Below are 19,642 nucleotides of genomic sequence, written 5' to 3'. Positions count from 1 at the left end.
ACAAATTATTTTTCAGCAATATAACGCAGTTTATTTTAATAGCAATAAACTTTTATAAAACATCCTTGAATTTTTATTGGGATGCTTGCACTATAACCAATTTATATAGATAATAAAACTAGTAAACTACAAGATAATCTCGAACATCGTGACCAGAGTATTTGTGAGTTGGTTACTGATAGGAAAGGATGACATCAATGTCAAAAAAACACAAAGCCATGTCTGTTTCACTTCTGGATGAACTCCATACATCTGGTGCCGGGTATGACGTACTCAGGTATATAGGTTTACCTGAGTTATTAGGGACTGAATCAGGTACACTTCTCTACTTCATGGGTAAAAATATTGCTAGAAAACTAGAAATACAGTCCATAACTGATATCATTTTTGCGTTTGATAAATTAGGTTGGGGAAAATTGGAACTTGTTAAGGAAAAAAAGAAAGAACTTATTTTCCACCTAATGTCTGACTCTGTAGTATACCGATTAAATGCACCATTCGAGACAGATTTTCGTTTGGAAGCTGGTTTTTTAGCTGAAGCAATCCAAATTATCAAACAGGTACCATGTGAATGTACAGAAGAAGTACATAAAAAAATCCACCAAGTGGAATTCTCAGTCGTTTATACAGATTTTTAATGACAAAAGATCAATAAACCGGCAGTTTTAGGCAATCTACCTTGGGTGATGGATCTGGATATGACGTACTCGGCAGTTCAGTAACCATATCACATAAATTAAATAGATTTCTATAACAAGAATTGAAGCGAAACAATAATAGATTGTTTCGCTTCTTAGTTTTCACTTTCCGTTTTTAGATGGTGTAATATGATTTCAGCAATATTTGCTGGTATACCTAATTTTGTTAAGTCCGGTAATGAAGCATTTCTAATTTCAGTTACTGATTTAAAATGCGTTAACAGTAACCTTCTTCTTTTTTCACCCACTCCTGGAATCTTATCAAGTTCAGATTGAAATAACCCCTTTCCACGAAGCTGTCTATGAAAAGAAATTGCAAATCGATGCACTTCATCCTGTATGCGCTGTACAAGGTAAAACTCTTGAGACTGTCTGGACAATGGTATTACTGCCGGTGGGAAACCATACAGTAATTCACTTGTCTTATGTTTGTCATCTTTCGCCAAACCACATAAAGGTATATCCAATCCGAGTTCATTTTCCAAAACATCAAGTGCAGCACTCATTTGTCCTTTGCCACCATCAACAATAATTAAATCTGGTAATGGAAGGTTTTCTTTTAGGACTCTTTTGTAGCGACGACGAACGACTTCCCGCATCGTTTCATAGTCATCAGGTCCTTTTACATCTTTAATCTTATATTTACGATACTCTTTTTTGTTTGGACGACCATCAGTAAAAACAACCATTGCCGAAACAGGATCCGTCCCTTGTATATTGGAGTTATCAAATGCTTCAATACGGTGGGGCATCTCAATCTGAAGAGCTTCACCTAATTTCTCTACTGCTAATATGGTTCTTTCTTCATTCCGTTCAATGATTGAGAATTTTTCCTCTAACGCGATCGTTGCGTTTTTCATGGCTAATTCAACAAGCTCTTTCTTTCTCCCTCGAAACGGTGTGTGTACATCAATGTCTAATAGTTCACTTAATAATGTAGTATCCGTTCCAATTGGCACTAATAATTGTTTTGGCTTCAGATGCTGCTGATGCAAATAAAACCTACCTATAAAGCTAATAAAAGTATCAGACGGATCATCAAAAAACGGGAATATCGAAACATCTCGTTCAATTAATTTCCCCTGTCTCACAAAAAACACTTGGATACACATCCATCCTTTATCATAACTATATCCGAAAATATCGCGATCAACTTGATCATTTAATGTCATTCTTTGCTGTTCCATCACAACTTCAATATGCTGAATCTGATCGCGTAACTCTTTAGCCCTTTCAAAGTTTTGCTTTTCGCTTGCCTCGTGCATTTTGGTCTTCAAATCTCTTTTTATTTCTTTATGACCCCCGTGCAGAAAAGTACTTATACTCTGAGTTATTTCTTTATAAGTATCCTCTGATGCTGGACTTTCGCTACATGCAAGGCACTGCCCCATATGATAATACAAGCAAACACGACCCGGGGGATTATTACATTTGCACAATGGGTATAATCGATCGAGAAGTTTTTTGGTTTCTCGGGCAGCAAGTACGTTTGGATATGGCCCGAAATACTTACCTTTATCTTTTTTAACTTTACGTACAATTAGCAGCCTTGGGTGCCTTTCAGCGGTAATCTTTAAGTATGGATAAGATTTATCATCTTTCAATAATACGTTATATTTTGGGTCATACTTTTTTATTAGATTCATTTCTAAAATTAATGCTTCAATTTCAGAAGTAGTAACGATGTACTCAAAATCCACTATTTCAAGAACTAGACGTTGCGTCTTCTTATCATTTGCTCCAGTAAAATAAGACCTAACTCTATTACGTAATAATTTAGATTTTCCAACATATATAATCGTATCATTCTTGTCCTTCATTAAGTAACATCCAGGCTGCGACGGAAGAACAGCCAACTTTTCGCTTATTTGTTGATTCATAATCAAATTCATCCCTTATAAAATGTGTTCAAATGGCGTTTTGAACATCTGCTTTTATTTAAAAATTAGATAGTTAAAATATATGTATTTCTTACTATAAAGAAACCCCCTGTTACAAAAAAGCAACAAGGGATTCACAGTACTGTTTATTATACTATTTAACATTTATTTATGCATGTTTGTTAACTAGTTCTACAAGTGCTTCCTTAGGTTGAAAACCAACAACCTGGTCAACTACATTGCCATCTTTAAATAGTAATAATGTTGGGATACTCATAACACCGTATTTACCAGCTGTTTCTTGATTTTCGTCCACATCTAGTTTTACAATTGATACTTTATCTTCCATTTCACCATCAATTTCTTCCAATACTGGTGCAATCATTTTACAAGGTCCACACCATGGAGCCCAAAAGTCAGCTAAAACTAGGCCTTCTGATGTCTCTTTAGTAAAATTCTGATCTGTAACATGAACAATTGCCATTTTCATTCCTCCTCAATCAAGCTTTAAATAAAGTATATCATCGTTAGTATTTACTTGCGAATAGTTTGCTTATACACGCTATATTCTTTTGTACAATTTGCTGATTATTAACCTTCGTTTTTCCTATAAACTGCGAAGTAACATGGAAAAATACTCAACCGGGGCTCATAACTTCGATATGAGTGACCGTTTCTCACTATTTAAACAGAACTCGGGTTCTCATAACCCCGATGAAGATACGTTTCACGCTATTTGAATAGCGTCCGGGTTCCCATAATCCTGATGAGTGAGCCCATGGCTAGTAAGACTGCGAAAGTGCTCGCTTGAGCAGATGTTGCATTGGTACCGGAGTGGTGCAAAAGAAAATTTTCACTGTGTCGCAGTTTCTATCAACTGTGTCTTAAATTCATTGTTTGGAAAAAACAGCAATCTTTTAGAAAACAGCCATACATTAAAAAGCTTCCTTCGTAAGCGAAGTTAAAGACCTGATCAAGTTTTGATCAGGTCTTTAAACAATCTATTTTAATTTCTTAACTTCTTCAATTAGTGTTGGTACTACATCGAATAAGTCTCCAACAATACCGTAGTCAGCAACATTAAAGATATTTGCTTCAGGATCTTTATTAATAGCTACAATTACTTTTGAGTTAGACATACCAGCCAAATGCTGTATAGCACCAGAAATACCTACAGCAATATATAAGTCTGGTGTAACAACTTTCCCTGTTTGACCAATTTGAAGTGCGTAATCACAATATTCCGCATCACATGCACCACGTGAAGCTCCAACAGCTCCACCTAAAACATCAGCTAATTCATATAATGGTTTAAAGCCTTCCTCACTTTTCACACCACGACCACCTGCAATAATAACGTTTGCTTCTGATAGGTCAACGCCTTCTGAAGCTTTGCGAATAACCTCTTTTATTACAGTACGAATATTAGCGATATCCACTTCTTTAGAACTAACGTCACCAGAACGGGATTCATCACGCTCTAATGCAGGAATATTATTAGGACGGATTGTAGCAAATGTTAAACCACTTGAGATAGTTTTCTTTTCAAATGCTTTACCAGAATAAATTGGTCGAATAAATACTGCTTTATCACCTTCTACCTCTATTTCCGTCGCATCTGAAATTAAGCCACTTTCTAATTTACTTGCTAACTTTGGTGTTAGATCTTTTCCAATTGCTGTATGGCCCATTATTATTCCATCTAGTGACTCATCATCAATAACTGGAAGGATTGCCTGACCATATCCCTCCGATGTATATGTCTTTAATTCATCATGATGAACCGTTACAACACGATCTGCACCATAATAAATCATTTCCTGCGCTTGGGCATTCAAGTCATCATTACCACACAGTACTCCAACAATATCCCCATCGGAATTTATTTTTTTCGCTGCTGCGATTGCTTCAAATGTTACATTACGTAACACGCCGTCTCTTGCTTCGCCAATAACTAGTAATTTATCACTCATGTCTTTTCTCCTTTCTGTAGTAAAGGTTTACAGTACTTTTGCGTCATTTTTTAATAAGGAAACCAGTTCCTGAATTTGATCATCTAATTCACCTTCAAGAACTCTTCCAGCTTCTTTTTCTGGTGGCATGAATATATCAACTGTATTAGTTTTTGCTTCAACATCGTCTTCTTCCAAGTCAAGGTCATCAATTTCTAATTCTTCCAATGGCTTCTTCTTGGCTTTCATAATTCCAGGAAGTGAAGGATATCTTGGGTCATTTAGACCTTGCTGACATGTTACAAGAACGGGAAGACTTGTCTCGATTTTCTCCACGTCACCTTCTACATCTTTATCGATTTTTACTGTTTCGCCATCGATTTCCAATGCAGTAATCGTAGTAATGTAAGGAATTCCCAGACTTTCTGCAAGCCTTGGTCCAACTTGACCACTTGCTTCGTCAATGGCAACATTACCAGCTAGGATTAAGTCTGCTTCCTTATCTTCAAAGTAAGTTTGTAAGATTTTCGCTGTTGTAAACTGATCTCCATCTTCAAGATCATCCTCAGTATTAATTAGTACTGCTTTGTCTGCACCCATAGCTAATGCAGTACGTAGTTGCTTTTCAGAGTCTTCATCGCCTACCGTAACAACCGTCACTTCGCCACCGTGAGCATCTCTTTGTTTAATTGCTTCTTCCACTGCATATTCATCATATGGATTAATTATAAATTCAGCACCATCATCTTCAATTCGTCCATTTGAAACAGCAATTTTTTCTTCTGTATCAAATGTCTTTTTTAACAACACATATATGTTCATTTGTGATATCCTCCTTTAAACTATTTATCTTGGAAGTTAGGTTTGCGTTTTTCTATAAAAGCCTGCACACCTTCTTTTGCATCCTCAGACCCAAAAATCTTACCAAATGCTTGAGCTTCCTCATGAACCCCTTGTGTAAACTGTTCCGTTTTTGAATAAGGAATCAAATGCATTATATTATTGATTGTTGGTTTGCTTTTTGCTGCAATTGTTTCGGCAAGCTTAGTCGCTGTATCAAAGACTTCTTCTTCTTTTACTGCCTGATTCGCAAGACCAAACGCTTTAGCTTCTGTCCCGCTAATAGGTTGGCCACTCAAAATCATTTCATATGCTTTCGCTGTTCCAACATAATGCGGCAAGCGCTGAGTACCAGCAAACCCTGGAATAATACCCAGTGTTAATTCAGGTAAGCCTAGCTTTGCATTCTCTGAAACTATTCGAATATGGCAGGCCATCGAAAGTTCCAATCCTCCACCTAATGCTGCACCATGTATTGCAGCAATCACTGGTATTGAAAAATGTTCAATTCGATTAAACAACGCTTGGCCTTTTTCCGCCAAAGCTTGATAATCTGACGCGTTTTGTAAGGATGTGAATTCCTTAATATCTGCACCTGCAGAGAAGAATTTTCCTTCTCCATGTAAAATTATCGCTTTTATATTGTTATCGTTTTCAATTTCGTCCAGCTTTTCATCCAAATCGTTTAATAGATTGCTAGATAATGCGTTGGCTGGTGGGCTTTGAATAGTTAAGATAGCAACGTTCTTCTTTGTTTCATACGCTAGTGTCCCCAATTCAATCCTCCTTTACTATTTCTTTAACGGATAGTCCATTTATAATTAATGTATGGACATCCGAAGTCTGTTTAACTAAATCATACCTTTGTTCTTTCATTACCCAGTTTGTAACTATTTCATCCAGGGTACCAAAAATCATTTGCCGAACAAGAGGAATATTTAAATCGTCCCGAAATATTTTTTCTTCGGTCCCTTCTTCAATTATATCATCAATTACAACTAAATACGGCTTTAATACTTCATTTATCTTCATCCGTAAAGCTGAATTTGACTGTCTCAATTCCAATTGCGTAACAATAGCTAAGTGATGATCATTTGCAAGCTGCAGAAAATGCATTTCAATTAGCGTTCGCAGTTTTTCATCTGCATTTTGTTTATCATTGATACTGGAAGCAATCTGTTCGATAAACTGTCCCATTTTCTCTTCAAAAACAGACACAAGAATATCTTCCTTATTTTTAAAATAAAGATAGATTGTTCCATCAGCTACTCCTGCTTTTTTGGCAATTTTTGATACTTGTGAAGCATGATAACCATTATCTGCAATTGTCTCAACAGCTGCCTCGATAATTTGTTTGTACTTCGGTCTGTTTTTTCTCATGATAATCTCCTTAGCATATACCTCTTGCTCACAAACTGAATGAATGGTCATTCATGTTAATTGTACAAAGTCTCATTTATAATGTCAATATAAAGCTTGTACTATTATTATACGAAAAGAGAGCATTATGCTCAAATTGTATTACTTTTTTCCTGTAACTTTTCTTTTTCTTCATCTACTAACTTCCTCCGTAGTATTTTACCTACTGCAGTTTTTGGCAGTTCATCACGAAACTCATAAATTCTTGGTACTTTAAAGGCTGCTAAGTGTTTCCTGCAATGTGCATTCAATTCTTCTTCCTCTATTTCATAACCGGACTTTTGCACGACATATGCTTTAACCGTTTCTCCGCGATATGGATCAGGAATTCCAGCTACAACTGCTTCTTGGACAGCTTCGTGCTCGTATAATATTTCCTCTACTTCTCTAGGATAGATATTATAGCCACCAGCAATTATCATATCTTTTTTGCGGTCAACTATATAGAAATACCCTTCTTCATTCATATAGCCCAAATCACCAGTAAACAACCAGCCATCTTTTAAAACATTGTCTGTTTCTTCCTGATTGTTCCAATACCCTTTCATAATCTGTGGCCCTTTAACAGCAACTTCTCCAACTTCTCCTACATCTGCTTCTTCCATAGTTTCCACTTTAAATATCTTTGCATCTGTATCTGGCCATGGTACCCCAATACTACCGTTAACACGATTATCCCAGACAAAATTAGCATGTGTAACAGGGGATGATTCGGTTAATCCATATCCTTCCACTAACCGACCGCCGGTTACCTTTTCAAATTGTTCCTGTACTTCTGTTGGTAATGGTGCAGATCCGCTAATACAAGCTTCAATCGATGATAAATCATACTTTTTTAAGTTGGGATGATTTAATAATCCAACGTAAATGGTTGGCGCTCCCGGAAACATAGTTGGCTTTTGTTTATGGATTGTTTTAAGTACTTCTTCAGCATCAAATTTAGGCAGAAGCACCATTTTAGAACCAAACATAATAGCCATATTCATCACAGTGGTCATCCCGTATACATGAAAAAATGGTAAAACGCCTAAAACTGTTTCCTTTCCTGGCTTAGCTTTATATAGCCAGGCTTGGCTCATTTGTACATTGGCTACCAAATTGTAATGAGAGAGCATAACTCCTTTTGGATGTCCTGTTGTGCCACCAGTATATTGAAGTAGTGCAAGGTCCTCTATTGGATTGACTTCTATGGGATTGTAATCCTCATCTCCATTTTCAATAATTGATTGCCAAACATGAGTGTCTTCTGATTGTTCGACTTTTACGACCATATTATATTGCTTCTTCTGGATAAAAGGATAAATCAGATTCTTTGGAAATGGTAAATAATCCTTAATACCCGTTACAATTGTATGTTTAAGCGATGTGTTTCCCCGTACATTTGTAACGCGTGGCAATAAAATGTCCAGACAAACAATAAATGTTGCACCGGAATCGTTTAGTTGGTATTCAAGCTCCCTCTCCTTATATAAAGGGTTTGTCTGAACAACCACAGCTCCAGCCATTAACGCCCCATAATAACTTATTACTGCCTGTGGGCAATTTGGCAGCATGACTGCAACACGATCACCTTTTTCAAGACCAAGAGACTGCATGTATTTCGCCATTTTTTTTGCTTGTGAAAAAACTTCGGCAAATGTTATTTCCTTCCCCATAAAATGAAGCGCTTTCTTTTCTGGGTATAATTCAGCTGTTGCTGCCAGGAATGAATGTAATGGCTTCTGATCGTATTCTATTGTAGTAGGAATCTCTTCTGGATAGTGGTCATGCCAACGTTTATTCTCCATAATATTACTCCTCCTTTTTATCTATTAATTTCATTATACCGATTAATTAGTATTTTTTGAAATTTTATTTATTAATTTTGCAAAAATTTCTTACTTAAATTAAGTATATGATTCCAATAACAACAAAAATAACTGAAATTACAGCTAATATTTTGGCTAGTGTTTCCAATGTTCTCTCCCCTTATCCAATACTTGCACCGATGACAAACGCTAATCCAATAGAAATCATCATCGAGATAAATCCGACTGAGTTGTTCCCTTTTCCGATTTCTTCATCTATATTGATTGTCGGTGTTAAGAATTCAAAAATAAAATAACCTATTAATAATAATATAAATCCAAAAATACCCCAACCAATACTCTCCATAAGAGTATCATTGTGTTCAATTGAATAGCGGAAAATTGTAGCTATACCAAATATTTTCCCCCCAGTTGCCATAGCTACAGCAAAATTTCCGCGCTTAATTTCCACCCAATTACGATACGAGGTTACAATTTCAAATACTGCTAAGAATACGATAGTACATAGAATAACCACGCTGTATCTGGCAGCTGTTTCCACAAAAATAATTTCCCAAAAGTCAGTCACTAGTATTGCTCCTCCCCTCTTCCTATTACTTCAGCTCCAAAATTGTCACACCGCTTCCACCTTCACCTTGTGACCCTGGCCTAGCAGCAGTTATACTAGGGTGTCTTTGAGTAAATTCTTTTACTCCCTTTCGAAGAGCACCGGTTCCTTTCCCATGGATAATTGATACCTTGGGGTAGCCAGCAAGAATCGCATCATCAATATATTTTTCCAGGCTTACTAATGCATCCTCAAATCGCTGACCACGTAAATCAAGCTCAGTTTTCACATGATAACTGGATCCCTTTACTGTGGCCATAGGTCTTTCAACAACAGAGTTTTTCTTGTTTACCAGCTGTAATTCATTGCGTTTCACTTTAACCTTCATAATTCCAACCTGAACGAGATATTCATTATCGTTTACTTTCTCAAGAACGGTTCCTTGCTGGTTCACCGATAATAACTTGATTTCATCACCGGCCTGCAACCCCTGTTTTGCTGCGATTGGTTCTTTAGTTAGCTCATCATCCTTTTTGCTGGAAAGATTAGGCTGTGCCTCTTCAAACATTTTTTTGGCTTCAATCCACTCGTGCTCTTTTAATTGTGTAGCGGATTTCATGTTACGCAACTCTTCTACAATCATTTCCGCTTCTTCTCTTGCTTTCTGTAACGACTTTTCTGCTTTTTCCTCTGCTTTTTTATACAACGATTCACGCTTTTCCTCAAATTGTTTCCATTCTTTTTCTATATCTTTTCGTAATTGTTCACTAGCAAGTAAGGTATCGTGCGCCTCTTGATAGTCTGATTCTGCTTGGCGCTGTGATTTCTCAAGAGAGGCTATCATGTTCTCAACACTTTTGGAATCAATACCGATATGACTCTTAGCATGATTGATAACACTTTCCTCGAGACCTAGTCGTTTGGAAATTTCGAATGCATTACTGCGTCCTGGCACACCTATCAACAATCGATAAGTTGGTTTTAATGTTTGTACATCAAATTCCACGGATGCATTAACAACATTTTCCCGGTTGTACCCATATGCTTTTAACTCCGGGTAATGTGTTGTTGCAACGATACGTGAGCCACGCGAAATCACTTCATCCAATATGGACATTGCCAATGCCGCACCTTCCTGGGGGTCTGTGCCAGCACCAAGTTCATCAAATAGCACTAATGATTTGTGATTGACATGCTTCAGAATTGAAACAATATTGGTCATGTGTGAAGAAAAAGTACTTAGACTTTGCTCAATTGATTGCTCATCACCGATATCCGCAAAAACATCCTCAAATATAGCCATTTCACAGCCATCAAAGGCCGGGATTCTAAGTCCTGATTGAGCCATTAATGTGCATAAGCCGATCATTTTCAATATTACCGTTTTACCGCCCGTATTTGGTCCCGTGATAACAATTGATGTATAGTCTTCTCCCAATTCCACATCATTAGCAACAACTTCATCCATTGAGATAAGCGGATGGCGTGCTTGTTTCATTTTAATAATTCCATTATCGTTCATTTTTGGCATTGCTGCTTTCATTTGCATTCCTAATTTTGCCCTGGCAACCATAAAATCAATTTTTGCTAAAACAGTTACATTTTCATATAAAGAATCCTCATTACTTGCGATATGATCACTTAACTCACGCAAAATTCTGTCGATCTCCTGTTTTTCCTTAACCTTTGCTTCCTGCAATTGGTTATTGAGATCAACTACAGCTTTTGGTTCCATAAATAATGTCGCACCTGAAGCTGATTGATCGTGGACAATTCCGCCAACAGACCCTCGGTACTCCTGTTTTACTGGCAAAACATATCGATCATTTCGAATCGTTATGATTGCATCTGACAACATATTACTTTTCGACTTTGTGTAGCCATCCAGTTTATCACGTAATCTGCTTTCATACGTCCTAATGGAAGAACGTACACTACGTAATTTAACCGAAGCGCTGTCCATCATATGTCCGTTATCATCGATACAGCTATTAATATGAGTTTCCAAATCACGTAACGAAATAATCTTTGTTCCTAGATCTTTTAGAATAGGCATATCTTCTTCTAATTTTTCCATAAAGCTTTTAACCTGGCGACCCGCATAAAGGGTGTTTGCTACTTCCAGACACTCTTCAGGACGCAGAACACCACCGATGACACTTCGTTTAATACTGGCGCGTATATCAAATATTCCTCCTAATGGAATTGCTGCATTTAACCTTAAAATTTGGCTAGCTTCATCCGTCTCTGCCTGCAATTCTTTTACTTCGTCTATATTTATAGAGGGTTTTAAACTGGAACAAAAGTCCTTCCCTATCGAAGTTGCTGCCTGTTTACTTAATTGATCGGTAATTTTATTAAATTCAAGTACGTGTAGAATACGCTCATTCATAAAGACTTGCTCCTTTTACTTTCTTCCCATTTATTTAGTACGATTCATGAAGTCAATTAGTTTCTCTTTTGACCAGGTATTTAATACGGTTTCCTTTTTAATCCAACCTTTACGTGCTGTGCGTACACCATATGTCATATGATCAAGCATATTATAGTTGTGAGCATCCGTGCTAATAGCGATTTTGACTCCAGCACTTTGGACTTTTCGAGCCCATTCAGCTGAGAGATCCAAGCGGTTTGGATTAGCATTGATTTCCAGTGCTGTTCCAGTTTCTTTTGCACGTTGAATTAACTTATCAACATCAACGTTATATCCCGTACGACGACCAATAAGTCTTCCCGTAGGATGTGCAATTAATGATACATAAGGGTTATCAAGTGCCGCATATAACCTATTCATAATTTTCTCCTGCGACTGATTAAAACTTGAGTGAATAGCTCCGATTACGAAGTCCATTTCCTGCAAAAATGTATCATCAAAATTTAATGAACCATCAGGTAAAATATCCATCTCGACACCTGCAAATATGTGGATATCATCATACTTTTCGTTCAACCTATTTATTTCTTCTCTCTGTTTGCGCAATCTTGTTTCATTTAATCCATTAGCAACCTGCAGAAACTTAGAGTGATCCGTTATTGTGATATATTCATAATTTTTTTCACGAGCACGGTTAACCATCTCTTCTAAAGATTGTGCACCGTCACTCCATGTCGTATGCATGTGTAAGTCTCCACGGATATCCTCTAGATAAATTAATGACACGTGTTCCCGAAACGCTTCCACTTCGCCGGTGTTTTCTCGTACTTCTGGTGGAATAAACTGTAATCCAAAATGCTCGAAAAATTGCTTTTCATCCTGGAATGTTATGGTTTCCCCTGTTTCCTCAATGTCAACTCCATATTCGTTGATCTTTTCACCATTAGATTTAGCCAGTTGTCGCATTGCAACATTATGATCCTTTGACCCAGTAAAATGGTGTAAAGTTGAAGCAAACTCGTTTGGTGCTACTATCCGAAAATCAACATTCACATCAAATACATCATCCAAGGTAATGGATACCTTTGTCTCGCCTTTAGCAATAACTTCTTTTATATTCTCCAATTCAAGTAATGCATCACGAACAATTTCTGGACTTTCCGATGCAATAATAAAATCTATATCTTTAACGGTTTCCCGCATTCTCCGTAAACTTCCAGCACGAGAATAGTCATGTATAACTTGGATTTCTTTTAGATACGTTTCAATTCTTTCTGCTATTGGCAGCATAAATGCTATTGGCAGACGTTCAGGACGGGTATTTGCATCCTCCAGAGCAGCAAGTATTTTGTCGGCTGATTTTTTTCCGAAGCCTTCCAGACTTTCCACTTTTCCACTTTTACAAGCTTCCTTAAGCGAATCCGCATCAGTCACTCCTAGCTCCTGGTAAAACTTAGCCAGCTTTTTCCCACCAAGACCAGGAAGGTTCAGTAACGGTATTAATCCGTTTGGTACTTCTTTTTCTAATTGTTTTAGCGTTTCAGATGATTCATTTTCAATATATTCATCAATTACCGCGCTTGTCCCTTTTCCAATACCCTTAATCTTCTTGAAGTCTTCTATATCTGTCAATGAGCGGTCGTCACGCTCAAGAGCCTGTGCTGCTTTTCGATAGGCAGAGATTTTAAAAGGGTTTTCTCCTTTAAGTTCTAAATATATAGCCACTTTTTCGAGTAATTTAATTACATCTTTTTTATTAATTGTCATTGTATATCACCTTCTATTTTTACTATGAAAAAAGACTGATTCATTGAAAGGTTATATCTATTGTACATGACATACAAGGACTACCCTAATACGTTGAATCAGTCTCGATTATTCAATTAAAATTTAAGTAAATCATCAACGTGGTCAAACCATAATGTCTTAATCTGTTCTGATAAAACTGGTGTGTGTTCAATAATAAATAATGCTACAGAAGAGCTGTTTATCCAAGATTGTATTTCTGTTAATGGTGTTAATGCCAGAACATATAATACCACGAAAATCAGCAGGTATATCTCAACAAATCCCAATACTGCACCCAGTAATTTGTTTACAGAGTTTAATATTGGCAAGTCTGCTACAAAATCAAGCATCGATGCTATTATTTGCATAATTATCTTAGCAGCAAAAAAGATAATTGCAAAAGCTATTGCGTTATAAAAAGCACCTTCAATGGGTAATGCCTCTAAAAAGTCGGCCCATGCACTATTATTTTCTAATTCGGGGTATGGAATCCATAATGCAAGTCGCGGTGCCAGCTGGTCATAGTATAAGGCTGCCAGTATAAATGCTGCAATAAATCCTATTAGATGAAATGCTTGTAATATAAAACCTCTCTTTAATCCAATAAAAAATCCAAATATTAATAGTGCAATTAAGATAATATCAACCATATGCTATTTATCCTCTTCCTTGTTTTTTGTCCCTAGTAATGTTGCGTAGTCTTCTTTTAATTTCATATAATCATTCATCGTATTTACAGCTGTAAGAACGGCTAGTTCCGAAGTGGTGAGCTGTTGGTTTAGCCCATGAATATCACGCATTTTTTGATCTACTAGACTTGCAACTAGACGAACGTGGTCAGCATTTTCCTTGCCAACAACTGTATAAGATTTATTATGTATTTCAACTGTTATACGTGTTTTGTCATCTTGGGTCACACGAATACCCCCCTAATTCAAAAATAGTCCACTTTATATTAACACAAAGTTTGCCATTGAGGAAACTGTTGACCATACGAAATCATTCTTTTCATTTATACCCAATATTTGCTATAGTTATATAGATAATATAATTGGAGGATCCTATGCCACAAAATGTATACGTTATACCACAGAATACAATAGAAGAAATGAGACGCTTTTATGCTAATGCACTACAATCAACACCACAAGGCGCTATTTTTCGTGCCAAAACTTCAAATGCAGTCATAACTGCATATAAATCGGGTAAAGTAATGTTTCAAGGAAACGCTCCAGCTGCTGAAGCCAAAAAATGGATAAACGAAAATACAAAAGAAACAAAGAAGGCAGCTCAAAAAACAAATGCTTTTTCTCCACCAGATACTCTATTCACGAGCAACCATATTGGTTCGGATGAGGCAGGAACAGGGGATTATTTTGGGCCAATCACTGTAGCAGCAGCATTTGTTAAAAAAGAGCAAATTGAAATGCTCAAAGAATTAGGTGTGAAGGATTCTAAAAATTTGACAGATTCAACGATTCGGAAAGTATCCAAAGATATTATGAATCTCGATTTACCCTATTCTTTGTTAATATTACATAATGAAAAATACAATAAACTGCAAAAGCAGGGATGGACACAGGGAAAAATGAAGGCTATGCTTCATCATCACGCCATTAATAATCTGCTTAATAAGATAGGTACAAACTCAGCAGATGGCATTCTGATTGATCAATTTTGTGAACCGGCTGTTTATAAAAAACATATAGCAACGGAAAAGCAGAAACTTGCTGATAATACGTATTTCATGACAAAAGCCGAGAGTTATTCGATCGCAGTTGCTGCAGGGTCAATTATTGCCCGAACCAGCTTTCTGAGTGAAATGGATAAACTGTCAGCCAAAACTGGAATAGCACTTCCAAAAGGAGCTTCCAAAAAAGTTGATCAAACCATCGCAAGTATTATTAAATCCAAGGGTGAAAAAGCATTGAACTCATACGCAAAAACACACTTTGCCAATACAAAAAAGGCAAAAAATTATCTCTAACACCAGGTAAGTGAGAATGCAGCACCGATTGAGCATTAAATTGCAGAGCAATTTGATGCTCTTTTTATGTTGATGGAAAAGGTTGTATTGTTTATTTTAATAGGAAGCGCTTACTCCCTGTTGTCTAACACGACTTGGCGAACCATCGATCCAGGATTCTCACAAATTACCATTAACAACGCCAATGCCGCTAAGCAATTTAGATGATGCTCACTTAACGACCTGACCACGGATATAATATACGACTGGAAACACTGGATATCAACCACAATTTTGATATATCAACCGGAAATTCTGGATATCAACCACAATTTCGGGATATCAACCGGAAATTCTGGATATCAACCAATTGGGGTAGGATGAAGAGGCCAGCATTATATGGGATACTTTCATAGCTGCCAATAAATCTATAAACTGCGTCATAATATCATAACCTCCCATGTTAGGGTGGTAAAATCCTTAGTAAAAAAGCAGTTCAGTTAAGGGTACAAATTGTGTTTTTGTACTCCAAAACTGAACCACTTAAGATTTGATATTTTGCTCTCGCCCTTATGACCTTACGTAAGCATTAAATTTATTATTAACCGTACGGACTATTTCCTGATAGGATTGTTCGACTTCATCGTCTTTCAATGTTTTATCCGGATCCTGATAAAGCAGGCTGTATGCAATTGATTTTTTTCCTTCTGGTAAATGCTCACCCTTGTAAACATCAAACACTTGAACATTCTTAACCACTGGCCCGCCAGTTTCTTCTATCGTTTGTTGGATATCACCTGCTCGAATGTTCTCATCGACAATAAACGCAATATCTCTGGAAACAGATGGATACTTTGGAATTTGACTATACCCTGGTGTGTTTTTATAAACAGCTAATACTGATTCCATATCAACATCAAAAACATATGTCTCTTTTAAATCCATTGACTTCTCAAGCTTCGGATGCACTTGACCGATAAATCCAACGACATGATTATCAACCTGAATCGTTGCACACCGACCTGGGTGCATGTCTTGGAGTTTAACCTGTTCGAAGGTAACTTGTATATTTAAAAAGTCAAACAGACCTTCCACAATTCCTTTTACAAGATAGAAATCTGCCTGCTTCTTCTCTTGCTGCCATTGATGAGACAGCCATAACCCTGTAACTGCTCCTGCAACCCGCAGCTTTTCGTCTGGTTGCTTTGTAGGTGTTGCTTCATTTGAAATAAAAACATTTCCTAATTCAAAATACGCCAGATTCATTTGATTTCGTGCATGATTGTGCGCTAATGTCTGAAGCAACCCTGGCAATATACTTAGTCTTAAATATTTATGATCCTCACTCATCGGCATCGCCAACTGAACAGGGGTGAGATTCTGTTCCTGCTGCACCGGATCTAATAACTTATACACTTGCTCATCACTTGTTAAGGAATATGTTATCGTCTCCATCAACCCTGCACTCTGCAAGTAACCTTTAACATCTCGCTTTATTTGCTGTCTGTTAGTTAAACCACCTGCCTGTGATGAACCTTCTGGTAACGTAAATGGTAGGTTATCATATTCGTAAATACGAGCAACTTCCTCAAGCATATCTTCAAAAATCGAAATATCTCCACGACGGGTTGGAATGGTCACAATCAGTTGATCATTATCCAGTTTGAATGGAAATTGTAACTTGCTTAAAATCACACCAATTTCTTTTGTACTAATTTGAGTTCCAAGGCGTTTATTGATCTCTGCCGTACTAACTTCAACAACCTTCTCAGAACGGTCCAATTCATCAAAAGAAACAACATCATCCAGAACCGTTGCACCAGCGTACTTCTCCAGTAAATGACATGCACGAAGACCTGCTTCTTTTACTCGATTAGGGTCTACTCCCTTTTCAAAACGGGTGCTTGATTCACTGCGTAATCCTGTATCTTTCACTGCTTTTCGAACAGAACCAGGTGCGAAATATGCTGCTTCCAGCAAAATAGTTGTAGTTTCATTATTAATTTCTGTACTAGCTCCACCCATGACACCAGCCATCGCAACAGGATCTTTTCCATCTGTAATAACCAAGTGGTCATCTGATAAGCTTCTTTCTTCCTTATCTAGTGTAGTAAGCTTTTCATTCTGTTCCGCACGTCTTACAACAATTTTTCCGGAATTCAATAAATCATAATCAAATGCATGCAGTGGCTGTCCATATTCAAGTAATACATAGTTGGTAATATCCACAACGTTATTAATAGGGCGAATACCCGCTGCCATTAACGCGTTACGCATCCATAACGGGGATGGTTCTATTTTTACATCCTTAACAACAAATGCCCCGTAATATGGATTTAACTCAGGATCAGCCACTTCAACTGAAACATAATTCTTCGCCTTTTCTTCACTTGTTTTAACCTCTTCACTTGGTAACGATACTTCTTCGTCCAGGATCGCTGCAACCTCATAAGCAACCCCTAACATACTCAGGCAATCAGCGCGGTTGGGTGTTAAATCAAATTCTAATACTGCATCATTTAAGTTTAATAGTGGATCAACACTTTCACCTATCGATACATCATTTGGAAAAACAAAAATACCTTCAGCAATATCTTTTGGCACATATTTTTCCTCAATACCAAGCTCCTGAAGTGAACAAATCATTCCATTTGATTCTACTCCACGAAGTTTAACCTTTTTAATTTTAAAGTTTCCAGGCAGAACTGCACCAGGCTTAGCTACTGCAACTTTTTGACCTTGCGCAACATTTGGTGCCCCGCAAATAATCTGTAATTTCTCATCACCTACATCGACCTGACAAAGATTCAATTTATCAGCATTGGGATGTTTTTCACATGATTCAACATTACCAACTACTACACCTTGATTTTTTTCCGCAATATATTCAATACCATCTACTTCAATACCAGTTTTCGTAATTTTTTCAGCAAGTTCTTCAGGTGAGATATTTTCTATATCCACATAATTCTTTAACCAGTTTAATGATACTAGCATTACAAGGTACCTCCTTTTGCATGATGATATTGTTTTAGAAACCGTACATCATTTGTATAAAAATTACGGATATCATCAACGCCATATTTCAGCATAGCTATTCTTTCTGGCCCCATTCCAAATGCGAAACCTGTATATTCTTTAGAATCATAACCGGCCATTTCAAGCACTCTAGGATGAACCATGCCGCCGCCTAAAATCTCAATCCAGCCTGACTTTTTACAAACAGAACAGCCAGATCCGTTACAGACTTTACATGAAATATCCATTTCAACAGATGGTTCAGTAAACGGGAAGAAGCTTGGACGCAGCCGAGTTTTCCGATCATCGCCGAACATTTTCTTAGCAAATTTATCTAAAATTCCCTTCAAATCACTCATACGAACATTCTTATCCACATACAGTCCTTCAATTTGGGTGAACTGGTGTGAGTGAGTTGCATCATCCGTATCACGACGATACACTTTTCCTGGACAAATCATTTTCACAGTTTGATTGCCGTTGAACTGTCGCATTGTTCGAGCTTGCACAGGCGATGTATGTGTTCGAAGCAATAATTCATTAGTGATATAAAAGGTATCCTGCATATCACGTGCTGGGTGACCTTTAGGAAGGTTCAGCGCTTCGAAATTATAATAATCTGTTTCAACTTCCGGTCCTTCTCTTACCTCAAAACCCATTCCAATAAATAAATCCTCAATCTCTTCTACAATCTGTGTTAATAAGTGTGGTCCACCAACTTGAACTGGTCGACCAGGTAAGGTCACATCAATTGCTTCATGCTGAAGTTTTTCATCTAATGCTGCTTGTTCCAGAATCTCACTTTTTTGCTCAATTTCATTAGTAATAGCTTCACGGACTTTGTTGGCAATTTCGCCAACAACCGGTCGTTCTTCTTTAGAAAGTTTTCCCATACCACGCAGTACAGACGTTAAAGACCCTTTTTTACCTAGATAAGTTACTTTAATATCCTGGAGTTCTTTTAAATTATTTGCCTTTTTCACATTATCCAACGCTTCAGCTTGAATAGCCTCCAATTGCTCTTTCATACTTACTCCTCCTTTAACACTTCTTAAAATACAAAAAAGCCCCATCCCTAAAAAAGGGACGAGGCTATAGATTCGCGGTACCACCCTTGTTGACACACTTAATGCATCCAACTTAATCTTGATAACGGATTTTTAATCCGGTACACCTTTACTTGATTAATCAAGGTCCCGAGTGCCAGCTCCAGAGTGAAGTGTAACAATTACCACAGTAGAAATGTTTTCAGTCCAGGACATCTCTTCCCTTTCACTGCTTCCTAACTATTACGATCTCTTTCTTAGCTTTATTGTAAAATTTATTTAATTATAATGAACATCTGATAAATA

Annotated in this window: 16 protein-coding genes; 2 read left to right on the top strand and 14 right to left on the bottom strand. The window is 37.2% G+C overall.

The features are described 5' to 3' along the window. Window positions 1-197 precede the first annotated feature (197 nt). A complete protein-coding gene (locus BMY13_RS07130) occupies window positions 198-638 on the top strand; it encodes a DUF2507 domain-containing protein (protein WP_092492392.1) in 441 nt (146 codons plus the stop codon). A gap of 155 nt (window positions 639-793) precedes the next feature. Here BMY13_RS07130 and uvrC read toward each other — a convergent pair whose 3' ends face one another. The 12 genes from uvrC to zapA form a co-directional block, all read right to left on the bottom strand. Continuing rightward, window positions 794-2,578, bottom strand: a complete 1,785-nt coding sequence (gene uvrC, locus BMY13_RS07125; protein ID WP_092503616.1) for an excinuclease ABC subunit UvrC — start codon at window positions 2,576-2,578, stop codon at window positions 794-796. A 169-nt stretch (window positions 2,579-2,747) separates the two neighbouring features. Next, a complete protein-coding gene (gene trxA, locus BMY13_RS07120; RefSeq protein ID WP_092492390.1) occupies window positions 2,748-3,062 on the bottom strand; it encodes a thioredoxin in 315 nt (104 codons plus the stop codon). Window positions 3,063-3,579: 517 nt separating this feature from the next. Continuing rightward, window positions 3,580-4,551: an electron transfer flavoprotein subunit alpha/FixB family protein gene (locus BMY13_RS07115; RefSeq protein WP_092503614.1), complete on the bottom strand. Its 972-nt coding sequence runs from the start codon at window positions 4,549-4,551 to the stop codon at window positions 3,580-3,582. 27 nt (window positions 4,552-4,578) lie between these two features. Next, complete coding sequence (locus BMY13_RS07110) at window positions 4,579-5,352, bottom strand: electron transfer flavoprotein subunit beta/FixA family protein (protein WP_092492388.1); 774 nt, start codon at window positions 5,350-5,352, stop codon at window positions 4,579-4,581. Window positions 5,353-5,372: 20 nt separating this feature from the next. Beyond that, window positions 5,373-6,146, bottom strand: coding sequence for an enoyl-CoA hydratase (locus tag BMY13_RS07105; RefSeq protein ID WP_092503612.1), 774 nt, complete (start codon window positions 6,144-6,146; stop codon window positions 5,373-5,375). Window position 6,147: 1 nt separating this feature from the next. Beyond that, window positions 6,148-6,750, bottom strand: a complete 603-nt coding sequence (locus BMY13_RS07100) for a fatty acid metabolism transcriptional regulator FadR (RefSeq protein WP_092492386.1) — start codon at window positions 6,748-6,750, stop codon at window positions 6,148-6,150. Between the two features lie 131 nt (window positions 6,751-6,881). Continuing rightward, window positions 6,882-8,576, bottom strand: coding sequence for a long-chain-fatty-acid--CoA ligase (locus tag BMY13_RS07095; protein ID WP_092492385.1), 1,695 nt, complete (start codon window positions 8,574-8,576; stop codon window positions 6,882-6,884). 181 nt (window positions 8,577-8,757) lie between these two features. Beyond that, window positions 8,758-9,165 (bottom strand): DUF350 domain-containing protein, encoded by a 408-nt coding sequence (locus BMY13_RS07090; RefSeq protein ID WP_092492384.1) that lies wholly within the window; start codon window positions 9,163-9,165, stop codon window positions 8,758-8,760. 25 nt (window positions 9,166-9,190) lie between these two features. Continuing rightward, entirely contained in the window at window positions 9,191-11,536 is a 2,346-nt protein-coding gene (locus BMY13_RS07085; RefSeq protein WP_092503610.1) for an endonuclease MutS2, read from the bottom strand. A 30-nt stretch (window positions 11,537-11,566) separates the two neighbouring features. Continuing rightward, entirely contained in the window at window positions 11,567-13,285 is a 1,719-nt protein-coding gene (gene polX / locus BMY13_RS07080) for a DNA polymerase/3'-5' exonuclease PolX (RefSeq protein WP_092503608.1), read from the bottom strand. A 116-nt stretch (window positions 13,286-13,401) separates the two neighbouring features. Then, window positions 13,402-13,956: a CvpA family protein gene (locus tag BMY13_RS07075; RefSeq protein WP_092492381.1), complete on the bottom strand. Its 555-nt coding sequence runs from the start codon at window positions 13,954-13,956 to the stop codon at window positions 13,402-13,404. Window positions 13,957-13,959: 3 nt separating this feature from the next. Beyond that, on the bottom strand, window positions 13,960-14,223 hold the full coding sequence (gene zapA / locus BMY13_RS07070) for a cell division protein ZapA (RefSeq protein WP_092492380.1): 264 nt from the start codon (window positions 14,221-14,223) through the stop codon (window positions 13,960-13,962). Window positions 14,224-14,369: 146 nt separating this feature from the next. Between zapA and rnhC the strand changes: the two genes are divergently transcribed. Next, entirely contained in the window at window positions 14,370-15,293 is a 924-nt protein-coding gene (gene rnhC, locus BMY13_RS07065; RefSeq protein ID WP_092503606.1) for a ribonuclease HIII, read from the top strand. 549 nt (window positions 15,294-15,842) lie between these two features. Here rnhC and pheT read toward each other — a convergent pair. Further along, the gene (pheT, locus tag BMY13_RS07060; protein WP_092503604.1) at window positions 15,843-18,269 is read right to left on the bottom strand and encodes a phenylalanine--tRNA ligase subunit beta; all 2,427 of its coding nucleotides are present in this window, start codon (window positions 18,267-18,269) and stop codon (window positions 15,843-15,845) included. After that, window positions 18,269-19,318, bottom strand: a complete 1,050-nt coding sequence (gene pheS, locus BMY13_RS07055) for a phenylalanine--tRNA ligase subunit alpha (RefSeq protein WP_092492377.1) — start codon at window positions 19,316-19,318, stop codon at window positions 18,269-18,271. Before pheS ends, pheT begins: the two co-directional genes overlap by 1 nt. Between the last annotated feature and the right edge of the window lie 324 nt (window positions 19,319-19,642).

Source organism: Virgibacillus subterraneus (assembly GCF_900110695.1).
GTDB classification, from domain to species: domain Bacteria; phylum Bacillota; class Bacilli; order Bacillales; family Amphibacillaceae; genus Lentibacillus; species Lentibacillus subterraneus.
This window is presented reverse-complemented; position numbering and strand designations above follow the sequence as displayed.